We start from the raw sequence: 19837 nt of genomic DNA on the forward strand, positions 1-19837 counted from the left end.
GTAGCAGCGGCAGTGTGTCCTCATCGACTGGCTTGACCGGCCTCCGTATGCGAAGCCTTTACGTCCACGTCCCCTTCTGCCCCACCCTTTGCCCCTACTGCGACTTCCACGTAGTGCGGCGGCAGGGCGGGATCGTGGAGGCTTACCTCGAGCGCCTCGCCGAGGAAGCCGCAGCGCTCTACGAGCGCTTCCCCAGCCCGCTGGACACGCTCTACTTCGGGGGCGGGACGCCGAGTTTCCTGCGCGCTCACGAGCTCGAGCGCCTCTTCGCCGCCCTGCCCTGGCGGCTATCGCCCGGCGCGGAGGTGACCATGGAGGCCAACCCCGGCACCCTGAACCGCGAGCGGCTGGCGCTGCTCAAACACCTGGGGGTCAATCGGCTTTCCATCGGCGTGCAGAGCTTCCAGGACGGCGTGCTCAAAACCCTGGGCCGCGCCCACGGGAGGCGGGGGGCCTTCCAGGCAGTAGAAATGAGCCTGGAAGTGGGGTTTCGCACCTCCATCGACCTGATCTTAGGGCTGCCGGGCCAGGACTTCGAGGCCGACCTGCGCGAGGCCGCCGCGTTGGGGGTGGGGCATGTCTCGGCGTATACGCTCCAGGTCGAGCCCGGCACCCCCTTCGCAGTGCGGGGCGTGCGGCTGGACGAGGACCTCGAGGCCGCCGCCTTCGAAGCCGCCGAGGCGATCTTAGGGGAGGCCGGGCTGTTGCGCTACGAGGTCTCCAACTTCGCCCGGCCCGGCGAGGAGAGCCGCCACAACCGGGCCTACTGGCGCAACGACTTCTGGGGCGCGCTGGGGCCGGCGGCGGCGGGGCACTACCCCAAAGGGGTCGAGGGCCACGAGGTCTACTCGGTCAGGGCCACCCACCCGCCGCTCCCCCGCTGGCTGGCGGGCGAAGCGCCGGCGGTCGAGGCCATCGGCCCGCTCGAGCACGCCCGCGAATCGCTGATGCTGGGCTTGCGGCTCTGCGAGGGGGTGGACGTGGGCGCGCTCGAGGGGCGGACGGCCCTGGATCTGTGGACCCCCTTGCGGCCTGCGGTCGAACAGATGGCCTCGGAAGGTCTCCTCAGGGTGCAGGGAAAGCGCATCTGGGCGAAAAACCTCGGCGCCATTCACCCCCTGATCTTGCGGTTGTGGGCGGCGCTCGAGCTTACAAAAGCCGGATAAACACCCGGCCAAGGGCCTCGAGGTCGCCCAGATTCTCCTAGCGCCGGTCGATCTCCAGCAGATTGCGAAAACCGATCATGCCGCAGTACCTCAGGCCGGGTCACCCAACCACTGCCTTTTCATAGCCTCCCGCTGGATGCGCAAGAGGGGCTCCAGGTCCTAGTACTCCCGCACCACCCGCGAAACATAGCTGCCCGCGCAAAACCCCTCCCGCCGGTAAATTACCTTGTTGGCCCGCACTACCTCGAAGGCCAGCACCGGCGGGGCCTGGTTCAAAACCACCAGGTCGGCGCGCTCAAAACCGGCTTTCACCAAGTCGGTGAGGATCTCCAGCGTGGGGTCGGGTTCGGGGGGCTCGAGGTACACCGCCAGGTCCCAATCGCTATCCGGGCGAGCCCCCCAAAGGCGCGGGAGCCGAACAAGAAAGCGGCTTGCACCTGCGGATACCCGGCAAACACGGCGCAAAGCTGATCTGAAAAGCTCCCCACAACCCCTAGGGTAGCAGAAAGCCGCCCCTCTGCCATGCCATCATCATGTTTTACCATGCTATCATTCAAGCATGATCAGAACCCAGATCCAGCTCGAAGAGAATCAGCTGCGCCGCCTCCGCGAGCTGGCCTATCGGGAAGGCATCTCGGTCTCTGAGGCCATCCGAAGGGCCGTAGAGTGCATGTTGAAGGATGAGAGCCAGGAGTGGAAGGGGCGGAAAGAGCGGGCCCTCAGGGCCGTGGGACGCTTCGCCTCCGGCCTGCAGGACGTAAGCCGCTCCCACGACCGCTACCTGGAGGAGGCCTTTGACTCTCGTTGACACCTCGGCACTATACGCGCTGCTCGACCAAGACGACGGGAATCACGCCTCCGCACGGGAAACCTGGGAGCGGCTACTGGGCGAGGACGAGCCTCTGGTGACCCACCTCTACGTAGGGGTGGAGGCCACGGCCCTGGCCCAGCGCCGTTTGGGCCTGGAGGCGGTGCGGGCCTTGGAGGAACTCCTGGGGGTGGTGTCCCTACACCCGGTGAGCCTTACCCTTCATCAGCAAGCCCTGGCGGCCCTGCTGGGAACGGGTCGTCGGGAGGTGAGCCTGGTGGACTGGGTGAGCTTCCTTTTCATGCGGGAGCATGGCCTCTGGCGAGCCTTCGCTTTTGATCGTCGCTTTGCCGAGCAGGGTAATACCAACCCTTTAGTCGGTCATCCCAACCCCACCCTGACCCTCCCCTGCTAGGGGAGGGAACTCTACGAGGCTGGGTTTTCAGGTGGAAAAGCCCGAGGTGAGGACAGGTGGCGAGGCCCTATGCCACCCACCTTCCCCTGCGGGGGGAGGGTGGGGTAAACTGTTCGCATTGGCCTTCTGTGCTTTCGCGCGGCGAAACACCCTCAAGAGCGCTCTAGTTTCGCTCCACCGCCCCGATGTCGCAGCTCCCGCTCTGCGGACGGCTGACCCCGCGGGCGTCGGTGGAGACCGGGTTGCCGCCCAGGTCGGTGCAGGCCGAGGCCGGCACCTTGTCCAGCACCGGGCTGCCCGCGTTGGGCAGGTGGGTCCGCACCGGGCCACCGTTGTCGGCCAGGGCGCCCAGGCTGGGGTCCTGGCCAAGGGTGTCGGTGCTGTCGCGGGTGAAGGTGCAGTCGGCGTTGCTCTGGATCATCCTCCTCTAGCAGGGTCGCTCCGAAGGGTACGCCAATCATGTTACCAGGCCCCTAACCCAACTTTAGCTAGAAAACCACATCGAAATCAGTCTTAAAGGGCTTGCCACTTACTTGGAACGCGAGGGTTCCAGTAATTCGCATGCCCGCTGTGGGAGGCTTGCCGTCTACCAGGAAGATTACCTTTATGCAAAAAGAAGCTTTGGTAGCGTTGAACATGCCATCAAAAAGAGCCTGAAGACCAGAAGCGTCATTCACTGCCGCGAAAAGTCCTCCCGTTTCAGCAGCAACATTTTGCATGCGGGTGAAATCAAGGCTGCTGGGGTCTCCCAAACCTACCATATAAACCTTGACGCCATTTGCCCTCGCATAATCGCTAGCTTGAGAGGAAGACTTAATGCTGGAGTTGTCCGCACCGTCAGTGAGCACCAATTGCACACGATTACCGTTTTTTGCCCTTAAGAGATCGACCCCATCATATACTGCATCCCACAAATTAGTTGCTCCCAATGCAAAAGTGGCTTGGTCAATAGCTGCGTTGAGGAGGTCCTTGTCAGCGGTGAAATTTTGCCATAGGCGAATGGCCAAATACGAAGAGGTTGGAGAAGTAGATGCGTCAAAAGAGGCCACTGCAGCCTGGTCATCTGGAGTCAAGCGACCAACGAAAGCCTTGGCTGCATCGCGACGCTTCTGGTTGGGATCGGTTGAGTCCATAGAGCCCGTGGAATCCAAAGTGATCAAACAGTTCAGCGCTTTCTGAACGCTGATTTGTCCACATATAGTTGCTGTACCGACTACGCTAGAAGAATTGGAAACCTTAAGGTTATTCACCCCCGGGTTTTCTACCCTACCGACGGTAAGGACTGCACCATTGGCGTCCAAAGCGCTCAGGTTGAAACTGGCTGAGCCCTCGCTCCGGTTCACGACATAGCCATTGAGGCTCACCTTGGAAGGGATGGGATTCTGAGAGCTGCATGCACTTACCAACGAGAGCAGTAGCAACCAAAAGGTTTTTTTCATAGAGCACCTCTTGTGTTTTGGAGTACGCGCCAGCACGTGTACATCATGGGGTTAAGTACCCCACGGAAGGCTTCATAGCTTTGAAAAGTGCCTTCCGTGGGGGTCCCAAGAAGAGGAGGATACTTGGTTATTGTTGTACTGGCTTACCTGTCATATCATAACGGAAGTAGTTTTTAGGCAAGCGCTCAATAATCGATTGGGTAGCAGCGTCAATCATTATCGATAAGGCCTTAGCCATCGGTGTGTTATTGTATGTGCTCAGCCCGCCCACAAGTGGAATAAAGCCACCTCCAAGACCTGCGATATTGGTATCCGTAGCCTCGGCCTCTACCGGGAAGGCTGCTAAAATAGCACCACTCCGGGTATCAACCAAACGCACATCTACGCGAATGTAAGACTTTTTTTGCGAAACCAGCCCGCCGATAAAAGGAATAGCACCTAAACCCCCGGTTCCTGAAGCATTGGGTTCAAATCCAGTAATCACACCCGTAACGATTACATCAGCCCCGGTGAACTCATTTTGCTGATTGGAAAAGGCGGCCTCACTGCGCAGCTGATTGAGGATGCTGCGGTCGTACACCACAAAGTGGTTGCTGTTGACCAAGGCTGTGTTGAGCATGGTGGACACGTCAGCACCCACTCCAGTGGTAGCGACAGGAATGTTCAGCCCAAAAAGATTCAACACCTGTGCTGTACCTACGGACACCCCTCCTCCACCACATTGAGGGGTGTTGCAATCGAAGCTAGCTACCACGATCCGAGCTCTCGGGCCACTGTAGTTGGAATAATCAACCTTTTTGATTTCCTTACCGGCCACAGTTGTACTGACAGAAGGCGCACACGCCGTGAAAATGACAGCTAAAACCACCAAAAGGCCGCTTATCCTTCTCATGCCTACTTCACCGCCTTTTATAAGAAGATTCTTTTTTTATCGCCGCTTGACAGCAAGAATAACCTTATAAAGGCATTTCTTGCTGGCAGTGAGAATCTTACCAAATCTTCTAAGAAAAATGAAAGAGGTGAGGCTTTGCTTTTACTTTGTCCAAAAAGATTTTTAGATCACTAAGTACAACAACTCACTCACCGCCTGGGCGTACCGCTCCTGGGTCAGGCCCTTCTTGGGGATGCGGAAGCCCGGCGGGTGCTGGATGAGCTCGGGGCGCGGGGTGAGCTCGCGCAGGGCCTTGGCGTCGTAGTCGAGGGGCCAGTGGTCGAAGACGACCATCAGGTGGGTGAGGTCTTCGGTGATGGAGGCCACGCGCTTACTCTCGGCCAGTAGGCGCAGACGGGTGAGGGCCAAAAAGTTCTCGACCTCGGCGGGTGGCTCGCCGTAGCGCTCGCGTAGCTCCTTGGCGATGCGGGCCACCGCGGCCAGGCTCTTGCTCTCGGCCAGGCGGCCGTAGTAGCGGCTGCGGGCCTCGGCGCTGGGGATGTACTCGGGGGTGAGGCGGGCCGAGACCTGAAGGTCGAGGGTGACGTGGCGCTCGGGCTCCTTGGCCTCGCCCTTGAGCTTGGCGATGGCCTCGGCCAAAAGCTCGGTATAAACCTCGAGGCTCACCGCGCGGATGTGCCCGTGCTGCTCGGGGCCTAGTAAGTTGCCAACCCCGCGGATCTCCATATCCCGCTCAGCCAACAGGTGGCCTGAACCCAAATCGGAAAGGTCGGCGATGGCCGAGAGGCGGCGTTCGGCGGCCTCGGTGAGGCGCGGGGGGTGGAAGAGGTAGGCGTAGGCCTCCTGGTCGCGCCGGCCCACCCGGCCCCTTAGCTGGTAGAGCGCGGCCAGGCCCAGCCGGTCGGCCCGCTCGATGACGATGGTGTTGGCCTCGGGGATGTCCAGGCCGCTCTCGATGATGGTGGTGGCCAAGAGCACGTCGAAGGCCCCCTCGGCGAAGGCCAGCATCACCTCCTCGATCTGGCCCTCGGGCATCTGTCCGTGCACCATGCCGATGCGGGCCTCGGGGACTAAGGCCTCGAGGTAGCGCCGCCGCGCCTCGATGGTGGCGACCCGGTCGTGGACGTAGAAGACCTTGCCCCCGCGCTCGAGCTCGTTCATGAGCGCCTCGCGCACCAAGCCGGGGTCGTAGGGGGCCAGGTAGGTCTGGATGGGCTTGCGGCCCGGGGGCGGGGTCTGGATGCTAGACATGTCGCGCAGGCCCACCAGGGCGCTGTAGAGCGTGCGGGGGATGGGGGTGGCGGAGAGGTAGAGGGTGTCCACGGCTTCGCGCAGCTCGCGGATGCGCTCCTTCTGGCCCACCCCGAAGCGATGCTCCTCATCGACGATCAGCAGGCCCAGGTCCTTGAAGCGCAGGTCGGGCGAGAGCAGGGCGTGGGTACCCACCACGATGTCGATCTGGCCCTCGGCCAGGCCCTGCTTGATCCGGGCGGCCTCGGCATCGGAGGTGAAGCGCGACAGCGCCGCCACCTGCACCGGCAACCCGGCCAGGCGGCTCTTGAAGGTCTGGTAGTGCTGCTCGGCCAACAAAGTGGTGGGCACCAGCATCGCCACCTGGGCCCCGTGGCCCACCACCCGCCAAGCCGCCCGCAGGGCCACCTCGGTCTTGCCGAAGCCCACGTCGCCGGAGATCAGGCGGTCCATGGGGTGGGGGCGCTCGAGGTCGCGCAGGGTCTCCTCGAGGGCCTTCTCCTGGTCGGGGGTGAGGGTGTGGGGGAAGTTCCGCTCGATCAGGGGGTCGAGTTCGGGGTTGGGCGGAAAAGCCCGGCCCGGCGTGGCGGCCCGCTTGGCGTGGAGCACGATCAGGCGGGCGGCCAGTTCCTCGGCGTCCTTCTGGGCCTTTTCCTTGGCCCGCTTCCACTCGCCCTTGCCCAGGCTGGAGAGCCTGGGCGGGTCGTCGGTGGTGCCGGGGTGACGCTTGAGCAGGGGGAGTTGCTCGACCGGCAGGTAGAGCTTGCCCTCCCCGGCGTACTGCAGGATCAGGTAGTCGCGCTTAGCCCCCAGCACCTCGCGGGGTTCCAGCCCCAAAAACTGCCCGATACCGTGCTCGGGGTGGATCAGGTAGTCGCCCGGCTCGAGCGCCCCCACGTCCTGCACGTCCCCCCCCACCACTTTCTGGATGCGGGCCCCGCCCGCGCCGAAGGCGTAGAGGTGAGGCTCGGTGAGGTAGACCACCCGGCGCTCGGGGTCGAGGAAAGCCCCCTCGTAGGGGCCGGGGACGAAGGTGAGGAGGCCGGGGTGGGCCTCGAGCTGCCCCGCAAAGCGCAGGGGGAGCCCCTCGAGCTTGCGCCGTAGGTAGTCGCGGCTCTTGGGGTGGCGGTAGAAGAACACCGCCGCGTAGCCAGCCTCCAGCCAGCCCTGGAGGTCGGCCTGGAGCTGGCTGATCCGAGCGCGGTAGGGCGGCAGAGCCTGATACCCCAGGTCGAGTTTGGGCAGCTCCGGCCCTCCCAGCCCGAACGTCACCCGTTCGCGAGCGGCGAGGTGCGGCCACAGCTCGGCGGGGGCCAGCGCGGGGGTGTCGAGGAAGACCGGGCCGGGGAAGTGTTCGATCTTGCGACTGCTCCAGGCCTCGGCCTTGCCGGGCTTGGCCGCCAAGACCCAGCGCCCTTTGCTCTCCCCGGCTACCTTGATGGCCTCGAGCTCGTCGCCGAAGAACTCCAGCCGCAGGTCCTCGAGCTCCAACACGTCGCCCTGCACCTTGAAGTCCTCCTCGCGCAGGTAGCCCATGCGGTAAAGCCGCTCGAGGAGTTCGGAGCGCAGGTAGCGCTGCCCCACCGAAAGCACCAGCCGCCAGGCCGAGGGGTCTTGGGGGAAGGCCGCCAGGGCCTCCTCGTAGCTGAAGACGAAGAGGGCCTTCTCGCCGTGGGCCTCGAGGCCAGGGTTTAGGTAGACCCCTGCGCCGAAGGGCTCGAGGGTGCGGTACAGCTCGAGGCGGTGTTCGGGCGCAAGCAGTACCGCGGGGGGGTTGGTTTGGGAGAACAGCTGGGCTCGAGCCACCTGGGGTAGGCCCGGGAGGTAGTGGTTGAGGATTTGGTCCTTGGTTAGCGCCATACTGGAGTGTTACGTATCGGCAAGCCCATAAATATACCCACCCTACTCAGGGCGGAAGCCACCAAACACCTCAATTGTACGCCCATCGGGAACAAGCCCCCTGCTCCTCAGAAGAACACGGTAAACTGAAGCAGATATGGCGGCGATAGCAACCGATCTTGCCCCCTTCGCCCTGTCGGACGCCGACCTCTGTACCGTGATCCTCATCCTGTGTCATGCTGCTTATCATCTCTAACGGTAACGCGGAAGATCTCATCGGTAGCCATCTGCTGCGCTTTTTCCAGGTACCCGCACGGGCTTTGCCGCTGGTGGGGCGGGGGCTCGCCTATGAGCGAGTCGGGGCCGAGGTTATCGGCCCGCGGCAGGAAATGCCGTCGGGAGGATTTCCTTTCGGCAGCCTCCATAACCTCATCGCCGATCTGCGCAGCGGGTTTATCAGCCAAAACCTCAAGCAATGGGAAGCGGCTTTCAGGGGTAGCAGCGGGTGCAAAGCGATCGTAGCGGTCGGAGATGCCTATACCTTGCTCATCGGGGTGGCTTTTGGGCGGGGGCTCCCTCTGTTTCACATCAATCCGCTGGTTTCGGCTTACTACCTGGAAGGCCAGTCCCTGCAGCAACGGCTCAGCCGGCTCAATGAGCTAGGAGCGGAGGACTTTTTATGGTATGAGCGCTGGGCCCAGCGCCGGGCTCGAGCGGTCTACGTACGAGACCAGGTCAGCGAAGCTCGGCTGAAGCGATTAGGGATTCCTCACGCGCGTTTTTACGGTAGCTTCGCCATGGATATCCTGCCTCCGCCGCAAAAACAGCTCCGGGGAATCCTCGACGGCCGGCCGGTCATCGCGCTGCTACCCGGCTCCCGAGGCGATGTCGCTTTTAGCCTACCCCGCATGCTGAAAGCGACCTTATACCTGAACGAGTTGCAACCGCTGGTGGCGTGGCCTTTAGGGTTCGAGGGAATCCGGGTGCCGGAAGGCTGGACCCTTGCCCTCCAGGGGGAGGAAATGGCGATCGCACACAAGGGACAGCACCGGGTCTTTCTGCTGCGGGGCTACTTCTCGGAGATCTTACACCACGCCAAGGTTGCCCTCGGCACCGCGGGGACCGCCAATGAGCAGGCCGCCGGGCTGGGTATCCCGGTGGTGGGCTTCCCGACCCCCGGACCGCAGTTCACCCTAGGGTTTGCCCAGCGGCAACGCCGGCTGCTCGGCCCCGCCCTCACCCTGGCGAAGCCTGAAGCGACCGAGATCGCACAGGCGGTCCGGGCAGTCCTCGAGGAGGAGCGCTACAGGCTGGCCTCAGCAGCGGGCAAAACACGTATTGGCCCTCCGGGGGCCCTACCCCGCATCGCCAAAGAGATTCAAGAGGTCTTAGGTGGTTGAAGTCGCCTTCCTCACCGACGCCCCGCGGGTCGCCGGGAGCGAAACCTGGCTCTTGGCTTACCTGCCCCTCCTGCGGCAGCACGGCCTCGAGCCCACCCTTTACCTGAGCACCCACCCCGCCCTGGACGGGTACGCCCAGCGGCTCGCCGAAGCCGGGGTGGCGCTGCGGCGCTACGAGAGGCTGGAGGGCGCGTTTCCAGCCATGGGCCAGGCCCACCTGCGGGTGATTCAAGCCTGGCAACCGCGCACCTATGGTCGGGCCTTCGCTCACCTTCCTCGCCCCAACGCCGCGGTGATCCACGACCAGCTCGAGTACCATTACCCCTATGGCCTGCGCCCGCTGTTTCGCCTGGGGTACTGCCTGAGCAAAGCCCGCGCCTTGCGCAACGCCGACGCCCTGATTACGGTGTCGGAATGGGGAGAAAGTCATCTGAGGCGCTTGGGGTTATCCAAGGTGTTCTCGGTACCCAACGGGGTGGACGTCGAGCGCTTCAAGCCCTGCCCCAAGCGGCGGCCCGAGCTGCGCACAGGCTTCGGATTTCGGCGCTTCACGGTGCTGGTCCCAGGGCGCATGTCGCCCGAGAAAAACCCCTTGGCCGCTTTGTCTGCGGCCCGCTTTTCCCCGGATTTGGATTTCGTTTTTGTGGGAGACGACGACTCGCAGACCGGGCACCTGGTCAAGCGGCTGGCCCGGGTATGGAAGCTCGAGAACGTACGGTTCTGGGGCAAGCGCTGGGACATGCCGGCGCTGTATCAAGCGGCGGATGCGGTGTTGCAACCTACCTTGGCCGAGAACCAATCGCTGGTGACCCTGGAAGCCATGAGCAGCGGCCTCCCGGTAGTCTCGAGCCCCATCCCCGCCCAGGCCGAGCTCATTCGAGACGGCGTGGAGGGCTTGTTGGTGCCCCCGCACCCCAAGGCCCTGGCCAAGGCGCTGGAAATGCTGGCTGGCGATCCCCAAAAGTCCAACGCCCTAGGAAAGGCCGCTCGAGCCCGGGTACTCGAGCGGCACACGCTACAGCACAGCGTTTCCAGGCTGGCCCAGGCCTTGCTGGGCCGGCTAGAAGAGGCTGGCTGAAAAGTCGTTGGCCATATCGGGTAAACTAGCGGGCGTGAAAAACTACCTGGAGATGCTCGACAAGCTCGCCGACGTCACCGTACAAGTAGGCCTCAACCTGCAAAAGGGCCAAGAACTCGTCATCACCGCGCCCATCGAAGCCCTCCCGCTCACCCGGAAGATCACCGAACGAGCCTACCGGGCTGGGGCCAAGCTGGTGACGGTGATCTACAGCGACGAAGAATCCACCCTGGCCCGTTATCGGCTCGCCCCCTCCGAGGCCTTCGACTACGCCCCGGCCTGGCTTTACGAAGGGATGGCCGAGGCCTATGCCGCCGGCGCAGCGCGGCTGGCCATCACCGGGCAGAACCCGGCCTTGCTCAAAGGCCAAGACTCAGAGCGCATCAGCCGGGCCAGCAAAGCCCAATCCATCGCCAACCAGCGGGCCCTCGAGCTCATCACCGGCTTCCATATCAACTGGAGCATCGTCGCCTACGCCACCCCGGCTTGGGCCAAGATGGTCTTTCCCGACCTGCCCGAGACGGAGGCCGTAGAGAAGTTGTGGGAGGCTATCTTTAAGGCCTCGAGGCTGGATACTGACGACCCGGTGGCGGCTTGGGCGGCGCACAACGCCAACCTGCACAAACGGGTACGGTTCCTCAACGAGAAACGCTACGCCGCCTTGCACTTCAAGGGCCCCGGCACTGACCTCAAGGTGGGCCTGGCCGACGATCACGTATGGTCGGGCGGAGCCGCGACGGCCAAGAACGGGGTGGTCTGCAACCCCAACATCCCCACCGAGGAGGTCTTCACCACCCCCCACAAAGACCGGGTGGAAGGCTACGTCAGCAGCAGCAAACCCCTGGCCCACCAGGGCAGCCTGCTAGACGGGATCCGGGTGCGCTTCGAGGGAGGCCAGATCGTCGAGGCCAGCGCCAAAGTGGGCGAAGATATCCTAAGGCAGCTGCTCGAGACCGACGAAGGAGCCCGCCGTCTGGGCGAGGTGGCCTTGGTGCCCCACTCCTCCCCCATCGCGCAGTCGGGGATCTTGTTCTACAACACCCTCCTCGATGAAAACGCGGCCAGCCACATCGCCTTGGGCCAGGCTTACAGCGAGTGCATCCGGGGTGGGGAGCGCCTGAGCCGGGAGGAACTCGCCGCCCGGGGGGCCAACGCGAGCCTCATCCATGTAGACTGGATGATTGGGTCGAACGAAATCGACGTAGACGGCATCACCCACACTGGGCAGGCCGAACCGCTGATGCGCAGGGGGGAATGGGTGAGCTGAAGACGAATCCAGCCCATTGCTATCGCGCTGGCCACTTGAATTGGGGCATCGGGTCGTGCTGACGTCGTACGCTATACGCTAAACGCGACTTGCGTCGTACGTCATACGCAATACGCAAAACGCCAGACGCTAAACGCGGGGGACGATCCCCTACCCCGCCTACCGGCGGCGAAGGAAGCGTCTCGGGACGGCGTACCGCCGTACACCCAAGGGACGATCCCCTATCGGGACGAGCAAAGCTCGTACGCCTAGGGGTAGATTCCCTTCGGGACGGCGTACCGCCGTACACCCGGGGGACCGATCCCCTTCGTATGACGTACGACATTTGATAGCGGGGGATATACAAATCTAGAAAGCGTAGGACCCCTAAAGGCAGAATAGACTGGGGCCAGGGGGAGCATCATGGGGTATCGCCACGGTGTACGAATATGCCACGCAGCAAAGGTCGGAAGCCTAGAGTTTCACGTTTCGGCCAAAGCGCGCCGTTATTACCAGTTTGACCTGTCGCTGTTCTCTTCTTCGGGCAATGTGATCTTCGCCGACTTTGAAGCCGCCCGGCGCTTCGCGGCGGCTATGAATGCCAAGCGCGACCTGGCAAATCACCCCGAGTCCGCGGTGAGCGCGGCCCAGATCGCGGCGATGGGGCTCATCGACGAGATGCTGCACTTCGTGGTGGAACAATACCGCCGCCAACACAACCCCCACGTAATGCTCGAGGCCCTTGGGGCGCTCGAGGCCACCCTGGGTGCCGATACCCTAGAAACCGCCCTGCGGGCTTTTGCCCAGGAATTCCCCCCGATCCGGGTCTACCGGGGCGAGCTCGCGCTGGACGAGTACCTCTCGGGCCATACGGAGGGGCGGGCCAATCGAGAAATCCTGCTGGAAGAGATGTTGATGCTCTGGCTGGCCAACGCCAACCCAGCCTTTGCGCCTTTCCTGGAACTTTTCGACGACGCCGCGCTCGAGCACTCAACCGCCTATTTGTCCATCATCCAGGGCCTCGAGGCCTTCTTCGAAGCCCAACCAGCCTCCAGCGAAAGCGGCGTGAGCCTATTCCGCACCCTACGCCTTCCCGCGCTGATGCACCCCGACTCGCTCGAGGCCCAGCTCGAGTTCCTGCTCAAACGCTTCGGTGGTACCCTGGGCCGTTTCGCGCAGCGCATCCTGACCGGGATCGGTGTGCTCAAAGAAGCGGCCCGGTCGTTCTGGACGCCGGTCCATTTCGACACCCCACCGGGCCACGGGATCACCGCTGAGATGTATAACTGGCGCTCGAGGGACGCCGAGTACGAACCCGAAGCCTTCAGCCCCGACGTGGACTGGATGCCCCGGGTGGTGCTCCTGGCCAAGAATACCTTCGTCTGGCTCGACCAGCTTTCGAAGAAGTACGCCCGGCCCATCACCACCCTAGATCAGATCCCCGAGGAGGAGCTGGACATCCTGGCCAGTTGGGGGATCACCGCCTTGTGGCTCATCGGCCTGTGGGAACGAAGCCCGGCCTCTCGGCGGATCAAGCAGATGATGGGTAACCCTGACGCGGTAGCCTCGGCCTATTCGCTGTACGATTACGTCATCGCCAAAGAGCTGGGAGGTGAAGCGGCGCTGGAGGTGCTGCGGCAAAGGGCCTGGCGGCGGGGTATCCGGCTGGCTTCGGACATGGTGCCCAACCACACCGGCATCGACAGCAAATGGGTGATCGAGCACCCCGACCGGTTTATCAGCCTTCCCTACCCGCCCTATCCCACCTACACCTTCAACGGCCCCGACCTGTCCTCGGATCCCCGCGTGGGGATCTTCCTCGAGGACCACTACTATGACAAATCCGACGCCGCCGTGGTATTCAAGCGGGTGGACCGCCGCACGGGTGAGGTCCGCTACATCTACCACGGCAACGACGGCACCGCCATGCCCTGGAACGATACCGCCCAGCTCAACTACCTCAACCCCGAGGTACGCGAGGCGGTGATCCAAACCATCCTGCACGTGGCCCGGCAGTTTCCCATCATCCGCTTTGACGCCGCCATGACCCTTACCAAGCGGCACATCCAGCGGCTGTGGTGGCCCGAGCCGGGAGGGAGCCCCTGGGGAGCGTCCATCCCCAGCCGGGCCGAGCACGCTATGCCCAAAGAGGAGTTCGACCGGCTCGTGCCCCAGGAGTTTTGGCGCGAGGTAGTAGACCGCTGTGCCGCAGAAGCCCCCGATACCCTCTTGCTGGCCGAGGCTTTTTGGATGATGGAGGGCTACTTTGTGCGCACCTTGGGAATGCACCGGGTCTACAACTCGGCCTTTATGAACATGCTGCGCGATGAGAAAAACGGCGAGTATCGGGCCATCATGAAAAACACCCTGGAGTTCGAGCCGGAGATCCTGAAGCGCTTCGTCAACTTCCTCAACAACCCCGACGAAAAGACGGCAGCAGAGCAATTCGGCAAGGGAGACAAGTATTTTGGGGTGATGACCCTGTGCGCCACGTTGCCGGGGTTGCCGATGGTCGGGCACGGGCAGGTAGAGGGCTTTAGCGAACGCTACGGGATGGAGTACCGGCGGGCCTACTACGACGAAACTCCCGACCAAGGGTTCATCCGCTACCACCACCAACAGATCTTCCCCCTATTCAAGCGGCGCCACCTCTTCGCCGAGGTGGAGCACTTCGTGCTCTACGACTTCTCCTCAGAGGAAGGTGTCAACGAGGATGTGTTCGCCTACTCCAATCGCCACCAGAGCGAACGGGCGTTGATCGTTTACCACAATAAAAATACCTACACCAAAGGATGGGTCCATACCTCGGTGGCTCAGGCGGTGAAAACCGGGGAAGGTCGGGAGATGCTAAAGCGTACGCTGGGGCAGGGGCTGGGGCTAGGTACAGATAGTTGGGCCATCTTCCGCGACGCGGTGAGCGGCCTCGAGTACCTACGCCCCTCCCGCGAACTCCACGAACGAGGGCTCTACCTCGAGCTAGGCCCCTATCAGCGGCACGTTTTCCTGGACTGGCGCGAGGTGAGTGACCCCGAGGGCATCTACGCCCGCCTCGCCCACATGTTGGGCGGGGCGGGGGCGGCGAGTGTGGAAAGGCTAAGGCAAGAGCTTTGGCTCGAGCCCGTTTTGACCCCCTTCCGCCAGCTCGTCAACCCGCAGCTGTTCGAAAAGCTGATCGGGGCTAGGGTGAGCAAGGGGAAGCCCGACAAAGCCGTGCTCGATGAGGGCAGCAACAAACTCAGCGCACTCGTGGAAGCCGCGCGGGAGTTCGGCGGAAGGCCCCTCAACCCCGACCTCAAAGCCCTCCGCAAACAGCTCGAGGCCTTGTTGCGACTGCCCGCCTTCGTGGAGGGGCTAGAGCCTGCTCGGGCCACCCCATCCAAGTCCACCACGGCCCGCCTCAGCCGCAAGCCGAAAAGAGCCCCCCGCAGTTCCCTGCCGGCTAGCCTGGACGACCGGGTCGAGCGCTGGGGGGTCCTCTTGGGCTGGCTGTTCGTCCAACCTTTGGCCGACGATCCCCAAACCCGGATTCGCCTGCTCGATGAGTGGCTGTTGGGCCGGGTCTTGGCCGACACCCTGCGGGAGATGGGACTTGGCGAGGGCGAAGCCGAACGCGCGGTGGGGCTGGTCAGGGTACTCCTGGCGGCGCAGCCTTGGCTTGCCGAAGAAGCCCCCAAGCCCCAAAAGGCCAAGAAGCAGCTCAAGGCTTGGCTGCAGGACCCGCTGATCCAGCGCCATGTGCAAACCCACCGCTTCGAAGGGGCGGTATATTTCAATCAGGAAGCCTTCGAAGCGATGCTTTCGGCCATGGTCCGGCTGGTGGCGGTGGTATCCGCTGGCGAGCCGGGGCGCAAAGTGGCCGACACCCGGCGGATCGTGCGGGAGTGGTACGCGGTGCTCGAGCGCTACCGCTCGGCGGCCCTCAAGGCCGGGTACCGCCTAGATAAGTTGCTCGAGCCCGCCCCGACCCGCAGGAAAAAGCAGGCCGCCGCGCAGCCCTAACCCCTACTCCAGCAACGAGCAAAGGCCGAGCAAACCTACGTCCTGGGGCTTCTTGCCCAGGGCCGCTCGGGCCACCGCCCGGCCGCAGATGGCCCCTACTACATTCCCGGTGCCGCTATAGGCCCCGATAGCCCATACCCCAGGCCGCACCTCCTCCGCTACGGGTAAGCCATCCTCGGCGTAGCTCACCGAGGCCGCCCAACGGTGGGTGATCTGAGCTTGGACCCCAATCGAGCGGAGCAGATTTTCCAAACGGGTCTGGATGGCCTCGCTGGGCGCATCCGCATAGGTCCACTCGGCCTCCAGATCGGCATCACGCCTCCCGCCCAGGGCGAGGCGCCCGTCGGGGAGCTGTTGCCAGTAGTCGTAGCCCCAGCGGGTGTAGACCGGGCGGGGAAAATGGACTTCCGGCGCGGGGGCCGTAGCGAGCATCTGCAACCGGGCGGTGCGCACCCGGCCAGAAAGCTCGGGGAAAAGCCGCTCGAGCCCACCGTCTACCGCCACGATGACCCGTCGGCAGCGGATCCGGGCCTTGGGGGTGCGGATTTCCTGAGCGCTGATCTCCCAAGCCGGAGTGCGCTCGAAGAGCCAAGCCCCCCTTTCGAGCGCCCGCTGGGCCAGGGTGCGGCAGCGCTGCAAGGGATTGAATACCCCGTCGCTGGGGATCAGTACCCCTCGGCCTTCGGGACCTTCGTAGGGTTCGGCGGGAAAGCCGTCGGCCTGTAGAGCCCGGTAATGTACGAGGCAGTCTCGCTCCTCCTCTTCCGAGGCGGCGATCCGCAGCGAGCCTACCCGGCGAATAGCCGCGGGGGTCTCTTGGAGCATGCGTTCGATTTGCTCGAGGGTGGCTCGATACACCCTCCGGGCGAAGCCGCGCCCGAACTGCCGTACGGTCTGGTGGTAGAACTTGGCCAGCCCGGCCAGCAAAAACCCCCCGTTGCGTCCTGCCGCCCCGCCCGCGACCCCCTTTGCATCAATTCCGACCACCTGGCACCCCAAGCCCAGCAGCTCATGAATGGCCGCCAGCCCGCTCCCGCCCAGCCCGACCACGCAAACTTCGGCCTCGAGGTCGCGCTCGAGCTCGGGCAGCCCCGGCCAGGCTCCGTCATCCCAGATCGGCGAGTTCGGCAGATTCACGCCATCAGCTTACATAAAACCGAGCCGGGCTGTCTCCGGCTCGGTTTGGGTCTGGTGGAGCTGGAGGGATTTGAACCCCCGACCTTGTCCTTGCAAAGGACCTGCTCTCCCGCTGAGCTACAGCCCCAAACCGTCGAGCACCCAGGAGTATAGCAGCCCTCGAGCCCAAACGCAAACAGTTTGCCAAAGCCCTCCTTCCCGGCTATAATTCCCCTTTGGGTGCGCCGAAAGCGATCTGGGGCAGGGAGAGGTCCCCAGATCAAATGCGGCCGGCGCAAACTCCAATCCCACTCCAACCTCTCCCGTTAGGAGAAGCATGGCTTTTAACATCCATATCAAGGAGCTGCTGGAAGCGGGGGTCCACTTCGGTCACGAGACCAAGCGTTGGAACCCCAAGATGAAGCGCTACATCTACGCCGAGCGCAACGGCATCTTCATCATCGATCTGCAAAAGACCATGGTGGAGATCGAGCGTACCTTCAAGTACGTGCAAGACCTCGCCATGCGCGGCGGCACCATCCTCTACGTGGGCACCAAAAAGCAAGCCCAGGAGATCGTGCAGCAGGAGGCCGACCGGGCCGGGATGCCCTACGTCAACCAGCGCTGGCTGGGGGGGATGCTCACCAACTTCCGTACCATCACCGCGCAGGTGAACCGCCTGCAAGAGCTCGAGGAACTCTTTGCTTCAGAAGAGATCAACGAGCGGGTCAAGACCGAGCAGGTACGGCTCAAACACGAGATGGACCGCTTGCAGAAGAACTTGGGCGGTTTCCGCAAGCTCAAACGCCTGCCCGATGCCCTCTTCGTGATCGACCCGACCAAGGAGGCCATCGCCGTCAAGGAAGCCCGCAAGCTGGGCATCCCGGTAGTGGCCTTGGCCGATACCGATTCCGACCCGGACCTGTGCGACTACATCATCCCCGGCAACGACGACGCGATCCGCTCGATCCAGCTCATCGTGACCCGGCTCACCGACCTCATCGTGGAGACCCGGGGCGGGGGTAGCCCCAGAACTACCACGCCCGTTGAACCCGAGGAGGGTCAAATCGAGGAAGCTCAGGCGTAACGTTAGCGAAGCGCAATCAAGGGTGAGGTCAACATGACGCAAACCGAACAGATCAAAAAACTCCGCGAAGCTACCGGCGCGGGGATGATGGAAGTGAAAAAAGCCCTCGAGGACGCGGGCTGGGACGCCGAGAAGGCCACCATCCTGCTACGGGAGCGGGGGGCGCTCAAAGCCGCCAAGAAGGCCGACCGCGAGGCCCGCGAGGGAATCATCGGCTACTACATCCACCACAACGCTCGGGTGGGGGTGATGGTCGAGCTCAACTCCGAAACCGACTTTGTGGCCCGCAATGAGCAGTTCCAGCAGCTCGCCAAGGACATCGCCATGCACATCGCCATGGCCAACCCCCGTTACGTGAGCGTGGAAGAGATCCCGGCGGAGGAACTGGAGAAGGAGCGAGCCATATACATCCAGCAGCTTCTAAACGAGGGCAAACCGCAACCCATCGCCGAGAAAGCCGCCGAGGGCCGGTTGCGCAAGTTCTACGAGGAGACCGTGCTGCTCGAGCAGCCTTTCGTCAAAGACGACAAGGTGAAGGTAGGCGACCTGATCAAAGCCGCTGTAGCCAAGGTCGGCGAGAACATCGTGGTAAGGCGCTTTGCCCGCTTCGAGGTAGGAGCGTAGGGTTGTCGAAGGTCGAGGGTCAAGCGGCTAGCGCTTGGCCCTCTTTTTTGCCCAGCCTATGAAATACAAGCGCGTACTGCTCAAACTCAGCGGCGAGTTTCTGACCAGCACGGGCTTCGGGATCCAGCCCGAGCCCACCAAGGCCCTAGCCGAGGAGATCGCCCGGGCTCACGCTACCGGGGTTCAGCTTTCGGTGGTGGTGGGGGCGGGAAACCTCTGGCGGGGGGCCAAGCAGGGGGTGGGGATGGATCGGGCCACCGCTGACTACATCGGGATGCTCGCCACCATCATGAACTCGCTGGCCCTGCAGGATGCCCTGGAGAGCCTGGGCGTGCCCACCCGGGTGCAGACTGCCCTCACCATCAGCCAGGTAGCCGAGCCCTACATCCGCCGCCGCGCCCTACGCCACCTGGAGAAAGGGCGGGTGGTGATTTTCGGTGGAGGAACCGGCAACCCCTTCTTCACCACCGATACCACCGCGGCGCTGCGGGGGCTCGAGGTGGGGGCGGAGGTGGTATTGATGGCCAAGAACAAGGTGGACGGAGTATACTCCGACGATCCTTTGAAAAACCCTTCGGCCCAGCGTTACGATACCCTGAGCTACATGGACGTGCTCAACCAGGGCCTACAGGTCATGGACGCTACCGCAATCAGCTTGTGCATGGACAAAAAGCTTCCCATCGTGGTCTTCGATATCTTCCAACCGGGCAATCTGGTACGCCTCATTCAGGGCGACCAGGTAGGGACGCTGATCCACGGGTGAGAATCCAGCGGTTGAGCAGCTTGCCCTCGACTTCAAGCTATAAGCTAGGAACGACAAGCAAGTCTTTGGAGGTAAGACTATGCTCAAAGAGCTCTACACCGAGACCCGCAACCACATGCAAAAAGCGCTGGAGGCGCTCGAGCACCACCTTTCTAGCCTGCGTACTGGACGGGCCAACCCGGCGATCCTCAAATCCATCCGAGTGGATTACTACGGCTCGCTGATGCCCATTGACCAGCTGGGAACCATCACCGCGCCGGACCCCCGCACTTTGGTCATCCAATCCTGGGACGCGGGGGCGCTCAAGTCCATCGAAAAAGCCATCCGCGATTCGGACCTGGGCCTCAACCCCAACAACAAAGGAGACTCCCTCTTCATCAGCATCCCCCCCCTCACCGAGGAGCGCCGCCGCGAGCTGGTGAAGGCGGTGAAGCACTATGCCGAAGAAGCCCGGGTAGCCGTGCGCAACGCCCGGCGCGAGGCGGTGGACAAGGCTAAGAAGCTGGGCAAGGAGCAGCATCTCTCCGAGGACGATATCAAGCGAGCCGAGGCCGAGATCCAAAAGATCACCGACGAGTTCATCGGTAAGGTGGACGCTGCGCTGGAGAAAAAGGAGCACGAAATTCTGGGTGGGTAGTGCCAAATGGCCAGCCCTCCACACCTCGAGCCGGTCCCATAACCCCAGCTTTGCGGTTATGCTGTTGGGTCAAGGAG

17 protein-coding genes and 1 tRNA gene are annotated in these 19837 nt (G+C 63.0%); 11 read left to right on the forward strand and 7 right to left on the reverse strand.

The window, feature by feature from the left end:
• Positions 1-47: 47 nt before the first annotated feature.
• Positions 48-1166 (forward strand): radical SAM family heme chaperone HemW, encoded by a 1119-nt coding sequence (hemW, locus tag DNA98_RS10120; RefSeq protein ID WP_110529927.1) that lies wholly within the window; start codon positions 48-50, stop codon positions 1164-1166.
• A 159-nt stretch (positions 1167-1325) separates the two neighbouring features.
• Here the strand turns inward: hemW and DNA98_RS18090 are convergent, their stop codons facing one another.
• Complete coding sequence (locus DNA98_RS18090) at positions 1326-1532, reverse strand: nucleotidyltransferase domain-containing protein (RefSeq protein ID WP_233493176.1); 207 nt, start codon at positions 1530-1532, stop codon at positions 1326-1328.
• A 193-nt stretch (positions 1533-1725) separates the two neighbouring features.
• Between DNA98_RS18090 and DNA98_RS10130 the strand changes: the two genes are divergently transcribed.
• Positions 1726-1974, forward strand: a complete 249-nt coding sequence (locus DNA98_RS10130; protein ID WP_110529930.1) for a CopG family transcriptional regulator — start codon at positions 1726-1728, stop codon at positions 1972-1974.
• Positions 1961-2389, forward strand: a complete 429-nt coding sequence (locus tag DNA98_RS10135) for a type II toxin-antitoxin system VapC family toxin (protein WP_110529933.1) — start codon at positions 1961-1963, stop codon at positions 2387-2389. The genes DNA98_RS10130 and DNA98_RS10135 overlap by 14 nt, the downstream gene beginning before the upstream one ends.
• 163 nt (positions 2390-2552) lie before the next feature.
• On the opposite strand, the gene DNA98_RS10140 is transcribed toward DNA98_RS10135, so the two are convergent.
• The 4 genes from DNA98_RS10140 to mfd all read right to left on the reverse strand — a co-directional run bounded on the left by DNA98_RS10140 (position 2553) and on the right by mfd (position 7831).
• A complete protein-coding gene (locus DNA98_RS10140; RefSeq protein WP_110529936.1) occupies positions 2553-2810 on the reverse strand; it encodes a choice-of-anchor Q domain-containing protein in 258 nt (85 codons plus the stop codon).
• Positions 2811-2877: 67 nt separating this feature from the next.
• Entirely contained in the window at positions 2878-3828 is a 951-nt protein-coding gene (locus tag DNA98_RS10145; protein WP_110529938.1) for a VWA domain-containing protein, read from the reverse strand.
• 127 nt (positions 3829-3955) lie between these two features.
• The gene (locus DNA98_RS10150) at positions 3956-4720 is read right to left on the reverse strand and encodes a CsgG/HfaB family protein (protein ID WP_110529941.1); all 765 of its coding nucleotides are present in this window, start codon (positions 4718-4720) and stop codon (positions 3956-3958) included.
• Positions 4721-4882: 162 nt separating this feature from the next.
• Positions 4883-7831: a transcription-repair coupling factor gene (gene mfd, locus DNA98_RS10155; RefSeq protein ID WP_110529946.1), complete on the reverse strand. Its 2949-nt coding sequence runs from the start codon at positions 7829-7831 to the stop codon at positions 4883-4885.
• Positions 7832-8046: 215 nt separating this feature from the next.
• Between mfd and DNA98_RS10160 the strand changes: the two genes are divergently transcribed.
• The 4 genes from DNA98_RS10160 to DNA98_RS10175 all read left to right on the forward strand — a co-directional run bounded on the left by DNA98_RS10160 (position 8047) and on the right by DNA98_RS10175 (position 15533).
• Positions 8047-9210, forward strand: a complete 1164-nt coding sequence (locus tag DNA98_RS10160) for a lipid-A-disaccharide synthase-related protein (protein ID WP_110529949.1) — start codon at positions 8047-8049, stop codon at positions 9208-9210.
• Complete coding sequence (locus DNA98_RS10165; protein WP_110529952.1) at positions 9203-10288, forward strand: glycosyltransferase family 4 protein; 1086 nt, start codon at positions 9203-9205, stop codon at positions 10286-10288. Before DNA98_RS10160 ends, DNA98_RS10165 begins: the two co-directional genes overlap by 8 nt.
• A 34-nt stretch (positions 10289-10322) precedes the next feature.
• Positions 10323-11555 (forward strand): aminopeptidase, encoded by a 1233-nt coding sequence (locus DNA98_RS10170; RefSeq protein WP_233493177.1) that lies wholly within the window; start codon positions 10323-10325, stop codon positions 11553-11555.
• A 402-nt stretch (positions 11556-11957) separates the two neighbouring features.
• On the forward strand, positions 11958-15533 hold the full coding sequence (locus tag DNA98_RS10175) for an alpha-amylase family glycosyl hydrolase (RefSeq protein ID WP_110529955.1): 3576 nt from the start codon (positions 11958-11960) through the stop codon (positions 15531-15533).
• Positions 15534-15536: 3 nt separating this feature from the next.
• Here DNA98_RS10175 and DNA98_RS10180 read toward each other — a convergent pair whose 3' ends face one another.
• Both DNA98_RS10180 and DNA98_RS10185 read right to left on the reverse strand, forming a co-directional pair.
• The gene (locus DNA98_RS10180) at positions 15537-16670 is read right to left on the reverse strand and encodes an FAD-binding oxidoreductase (RefSeq protein ID WP_110529958.1); all 1134 of its coding nucleotides are present in this window, start codon (positions 16668-16670) and stop codon (positions 15537-15539) included.
• A gap of 52 nt (positions 16671-16722) precedes the next feature.
• A tRNA-Ala gene (locus tag DNA98_RS10185) sits at positions 16723-16797 on the reverse strand.
• Between the two features lie 189 nt (positions 16798-16986).
• Between DNA98_RS10185 and rpsB the strand changes: the two genes are divergently transcribed.
• From rpsB to frr, 4 genes are all read left to right on the forward strand, one after another.
• Positions 16987-17736: a 30S ribosomal protein S2 gene (rpsB, locus tag DNA98_RS10190; protein ID WP_110529961.1), complete on the forward strand. Its 750-nt coding sequence runs from the start codon at positions 16987-16989 to the stop codon at positions 17734-17736.
• 33 nt (positions 17737-17769) lie between these two features.
• Entirely contained in the window at positions 17770-18360 is a 591-nt protein-coding gene (tsf, locus tag DNA98_RS10195; protein WP_110529963.1) for a translation elongation factor Ts, read from the forward strand.
• Between the two features lie 58 nt (positions 18361-18418).
• Positions 18419-19123 carry a UMP kinase gene (gene pyrH, locus DNA98_RS10200; protein WP_110530675.1) on the forward strand — a complete coding sequence of 235 codons (705 nt, stop codon included), beginning with the start codon at positions 18419-18421 and terminating at the stop codon, positions 19121-19123.
• A gap of 79 nt (positions 19124-19202) precedes the next feature.
• On the forward strand, positions 19203-19760 hold the full coding sequence (gene frr / locus DNA98_RS10205; RefSeq protein ID WP_110529966.1) for a ribosome recycling factor: 558 nt from the start codon (positions 19203-19205) through the stop codon (positions 19758-19760).
• The last annotated feature ends 77 nt before the right edge of the window (positions 19761-19837 follow it).

It is taken from the genome of Meiothermus sp. Pnk-1, from assembly GCF_003226535.1.
GTDB lineage: Bacteria > Deinococcota > Deinococci > Deinococcales > Thermaceae > Allomeiothermus.